Source organism: Halomonas sp., assembly GCF_033549285.1.
Taxonomy (GTDB): domain Bacteria; phylum Pseudomonadota; class Gammaproteobacteria; order Pseudomonadales; family Halomonadaceae; genus Halomonas.
The window spans coordinates 1-4,246 of the sequence record NZ_JAWSUJ010000178.1 but is presented as its reverse complement, the minus strand read 5'-3'; the positions used below and the strand labels follow the sequence as shown (position 1 = coordinate 4,246).

Sequence of the window (4,246 nt, the reverse complement as noted above, 5' to 3'; positions counted from 1 at the left end):
GAGCCGGGTGCGTCAATTGCGCATGCCCGGATCTGAGGGGGGCCGGGTCGAGCAATCGCCCGGTCTACCCGACTAGCGTCGAATGCCCCCCGGGGGCCGTTCGGGCACCGTCAACAGACCGCGCCGCTGGTAATAGCGGATGGTTTCCACATGAACGCCCGCCGCTCTGGCCAGGCCACCGATGGTCAGTGAGTCCACCGTGTTCGGCATGTTCCTTGACTCCGTAGTTGACTACGGAAGTAACCTTATCCCTACCCACATGGCGCATGAAAGGGAGGTGGCATGCCGACATCGAAATCGGGACGTGGTCCCTTGGCTGCCGGAGGCGTCGCGGCACTGCTGGCCTCGGCCTGCTGTCTTGGTCCATTGCTACTGATCACACTGGGGGTTTCCGGCGCCTGGATCGGCAATCTCACGGCCCTGGAACCTTATCGCCCGCTGTTCATTGCGATCGCCTTGGTGGCAATGGGCTTCGCCTGGCGCCGTATCTTTCGGCCAGCGGCCATCTGCCAGCCGGGGGAGGTGTGTGCGCTCCCTCACGTGCGAACGGCCTACAAGTCGCTCTTCTGGCTGGTATCAGTGCTGGTATTGATCGCCTTGGCGTTCCCCTACGTCCTGCCGCTGTTCTATTGAAAGGAGAGATGTGCATGAAAACGCGTTTGGCGCTGGTAGCCCTCATCGTCCTGCTCAGCACGCCCGTATGGGCCGCCGTGCAGACCGTGACGCTCGCGGTGCCGGGCATGACCTGCGCCGCTTGCCCGATCACCGTCAAGGCTGCTCTTGGCCGGGTGGAGGGTGTCTCGCACGTTGTGGTGAGTTACCCGGATCGTGAAGCCGTGGTCACCTTCGAGGACTCCCTGACCTCCGTGGAGGCTCTGATCGAGGCCACCACCAACGCCGGCTATCCCTCAACCCCATCAGCTGCGCAAGCAGGCCGAGAGTGACCATGAAAAATCCCACGACGTTGCTGCGTGTAGGGTGGTCGGCACCGTGCTGGTCGCACTGTGCTGTTTCACGCCGATCCTGGTGATCCTGCTGGGCAGCGTGGGATTGGCGGCGCTCACCGGCTACCTGGATCTTGTTCTGCTACCCGCCCTGGCCGGCTTCATCGGCCTGACTGCCTATGCGCTGTGGCGCAAGAAACAAACCGACGCCTGCTGTCGCCATGCGTCCAGAGGCTCAAGGAGCTCCCCGAATGAGTGATGACAAGATCCTGCACATCGCCGTGATCGGCAGCGGCGGAGCGGCCATGGCCGCTGCCCTCAAGGCCGTCGAGCGCGGCGCCCGGGTGACCCTGATCGAACGGGGCACTCTGGGGGGGACCTGCGTGAACATCGGCTGCGTGCCCTCGAAGATTTTCATTCGCGCCGCCCATGTCGCCCATCTGCGCCGGGAAAGCCCCTTCGACGCGGGGCTGAGCGCCCAGGCACCGGAGGTGGGTCGGCCCAGGCTGCTGGAGCAGCAGCAGGCGCGTGTCGAGGCGCTGCGCGAGGCCAAGTACGCGAGCATCCTGCGCGACCATCCGGCCATCACGCTGCTCAGCGGTGAGGCGCGTTTCCTCGATGCCCACCGACTGGCGGTCACGCTGAACGACGGCGGCGAGCGCATCATCGATTTCGATCGTGCCTTCATCGGCACCGGTGCTCGCCCTGCTGAGCCGCCGGTGCCGGGGCTTGCTGACACGCCCTACCTGACCTCCACCAGCGCCCTGGCACTCGACACCATCCCCGAACGGCTGATCGTGATGGGCGCCGGTTTCGTTGCCCTGGAGCTGGCCCAGGCCTTCGCCCGGCTGGGTAGCCGGGTCACCGTGCTGGCTCGAAGCCACCTGCTCTCCGCCGAGGATTTCGCCATCGGCGAGGCCGTCGAGACCGCATTCAAGCGTGAGGGCATCGAGGTCCTCAAGCAGACCCAGGCCAGCCACGTGGAACACGTCGACGATGAGTTCGTGCTGGAAACCAACGCCGGCACCCTGCGGGCGGATCAGTTGCTGGTCGCCACTGGCCGCACCCCCAACACCGAAGGTATGAACCTGGAGAGCATCGGCGTGGCAACCGTGCAGGGGGCGATTCGGGTGGATGACCGCCTGCGCACCACGGTACCGAACCTCTACGCCGCCGGTGACTGCACCGAGCTGCCCGCGTTCGTCTATGTCGCCGCGGCCGCCGGCAGCCGTGCCGCCATCAACATGACCGGCGGCGAGGCCCGCTTGGACCTCGGCGCCATGCCCGGGGTGATGTTCACCGAGCCCCAGGTGGCCACGGTGGGCCTGACGGAGGCTCAGGCGATCGACCAGGGTATCGAGGTCGAGATCCGTACCCTTGAGCTGGAGAACGTGCCGCGGGCATTGGTGAACTTCGACACACTGGGATTCATCAAGATGGTCGCCGAGCGCGATACCGGGCGCTTGCTGGGCGTGCAGGCGGTAGCAGGAGAAGCTGGTGAGCTGATTCAGGCGGCGGTGCTGGCGTTGCGGGCGCGCATGACGGTCGAGGAGATCGGCGATGAGCTGTTTCCCTATCTCACCATGGTGGAGGGGCTCAAGCTCTGCGCCCAGACCTTCACCAAGGATGTGTCGCAGCTGTCCTGCTGTGCAGGGTAATCTGCCAGTGAAATTCACTGAGTGCCTTTATCACTCATGCCCCATTCTATTCCTCCACTCTTGGCATAGTCGGAAACATCAGGTCATCATGTAAAGAAAACGAAGGTTTTTTGCGAAGCGTGCACCAACAGTGCTGAGTAGATGATTCCGAAGGAATGGTCCGCTTCTGGCCGAATGATGAATGTTAGTTTATGCTGATGGAGCCAGGTCGGCAGCTGGCGATCCAAGCGGCGGCTTAGCCTAGCATTAGATAAATGAGGATTCATGATTTCGGAGTTTAACCAGCATCAACAAGATGCTCGTGCAAGAACAGATACACTAGCGAAGGTAATATTTTTGCTTTCAGGCGGTGCGCTTACGCTCTCAATCAATGCCTTTACGGGGAAAAATTCTGTTACTTTTCCTGCGGATTTGGTCAGTGCATTGCAGTGGTCTTGGGGTCTCTTTTTTGGTTCAGTTTCTTCTCTTTTATTGCTGATCGTTTTGGTTTTAATCAATTCGTTTGTATTTGGTGAGAGATGGCGTCGCCAGCTCAATGGCGAAAAAAGTAGAAAACCTCAATCTTCATCCGTTTTGTTGGTTTTTTGGTGTCGGGGGAGTGCTTAGTTTCCTGGCGGGCTTTGGCTTAATGGCTTATGTCGTAATAAGAATGATAGGACCGCAGGTTTAACAAGTAGTTGCAACTCGTTCCGGCCTATGGGGCTCCATCGTACCGGCTTACCGGCGCGGTCGAGCCCATGCCGGACGCTGAACATCGACATTATATCTGCTCTGGCTGAACGTCCACTTATGGCCGAATGTGGAATGTTAGTCTATGCTGATGGAATTATTATTGACTGTTCGCGACCCATAGCGGACATGCTGGCAAAGGCAGCAGGCACGTTCATTGGAGATATACAGCATGCACGATGATCGGTGTTATACTGCCGAATTATATTTAATTAATAGGGATTTCGATAGGATGAGAGGTGCTCGAACGCGCAGCATAGCATTGTTGAACGGGCATGCGCGTTTAAGTGAAATATCGAGCACGCTATCTAATACCTGTTGAACTAAATTGCAGGAATAGCATGCGAGTAGGGAGCTTCATTTTCGTTGTGATTGGGCTCTTAGGAGCTGTTTTCAGCTTCCTGGAATTTTCTGGAGCCTCCCTTCCTTATCAGGATGCAACGCCAGAAATATTGGAGCAGCAATCCGCTAGCATTCAGTTTTGGGGAGCGTCACTGATGGCAAAACTTTTTCTTCTCATTGTTGGCGGGTGGGGTTTGTGGCGTACACGCCACAGGAAATAATCACATGGTCGTAGTCGGCGTGGAGCTGCAAATTAACAAAGCCATTAAGTCTGTTCCGGGCCGTTGGCCCTCCACGGGACGCCCTTGTCAGGGCGCCCCTTATGGCCGGCGTTATACATCAGGAAAAACTCAATGGCCGCTTCTGGCCGCGTGCAGTCCTTTCTTAAAAAAACGTCAACCCGACCTGGAAGAGCCGCTCCACGTCGCGCAGACGGCGCTTGTCGATCACGAACAGGATGACGTGGTCACCGGATTTCACCACCACGTCATCGTGGGCGATCAGCACCTCCTTGCCGCGCACCACGGCGCCGATGGTGGTGCCCTGGGGCAGGTCGATCTCGCCGATGGCGCG

Annotated in this window: 5 protein-coding genes and 2 pseudogenes; 5 read left to right on the top strand and 2 right to left on the bottom strand. The window is 59.2% G+C overall.

What is annotated here, in order from left to right:
* Positions 1–75 precede the first annotated feature (75 nt).
* Positions 76–210: pseudogene (locus SCI24_RS21115) on the bottom strand (MerR family DNA-binding transcriptional regulator); the annotation flags it as partial.
* 72 nt (positions 211–282) lie between these two features.
* On the opposite strand from SCI24_RS21115, the gene merT reads away from it, so the two are divergent.
* The 5 genes and pseudogenes from merT to SCI24_RS21090 all read left to right on the top strand — a co-directional run bounded on the left by merT (position 283) and on the right by SCI24_RS21090 (position 3,208).
* The gene (gene merT, locus SCI24_RS21110) at positions 283–633 is read left to right on the top strand and encodes a mercuric ion transporter MerT (RefSeq protein WP_318727238.1); all 351 of its coding nucleotides are present in this window, start codon (positions 283–285) and stop codon (positions 631–633) included.
* A 14-nt stretch (positions 634–647) separates the two neighbouring features.
* Positions 648–944: a mercury resistance system periplasmic binding protein MerP gene (gene merP / locus SCI24_RS21105; protein ID WP_318727237.1), complete on the top strand. Its 297-nt coding sequence runs from the start codon at positions 648–650 to the stop codon at positions 942–944.
* A gap of 2 nt (positions 945–946) precedes the next feature.
* Positions 947–1,203, top strand: a pseudogene (gene merF / locus SCI24_RS21100) (mercury resistance system transport protein MerF).
* Positions 1,166–2,602: a mercury(II) reductase gene (merA, locus tag SCI24_RS21095; protein WP_412930352.1), complete on the top strand. Its 1,437-nt coding sequence runs from the start codon at positions 1,166–1,168 to the stop codon at positions 2,600–2,602. Before merF ends, merA begins: the two are co-directional and overlap by 38 nt.
* 264 nt (positions 2,603–2,866) lie before the next feature.
* Positions 2,867–3,208: a hypothetical protein gene (locus SCI24_RS21090; protein WP_318727235.1), complete on the top strand. Its 342-nt coding sequence runs from the start codon at positions 2,867–2,869 to the stop codon at positions 3,206–3,208.
* Positions 3,209–4,057: 849 nt separating this feature from the next.
* Here SCI24_RS21090 and SCI24_RS21085 read toward each other — a convergent pair.
* On the bottom strand, positions 4,058–4,246 hold a 189-nt coding region (locus SCI24_RS21085; protein ID WP_318727234.1), incomplete at its 5' end, for a TrkA C-terminal domain-containing protein.

Excerpts from the sequence above, each read along its gene's own strand:
- merT (WP_318727238.1), top strand. The coding sequence starts at position 283 with ATGCCGACATCGAAATCGGGACGTGGTCCCTTGGCTGCCGGAGGCGTC.
- merP (WP_318727237.1), top strand. The coding sequence starts at position 648 with ATGAAAACGCGTTTGGCGCTGGTAGCCCTCATCGTCCTGCTCAGCACG.
- SCI24_RS21090 (WP_318727235.1), top strand. The coding sequence starts at position 2,867 with ATGATTTCGGAGTTTAACCAGCATCAACAAGATGCTCGTGCAAGAACA.
- merA (WP_412930352.1), top strand. The coding sequence starts at position 1,166 with ATGCGTCCAGAGGCTCAAGGAGCTCCCCGAATGAGTGATGACAAGATC.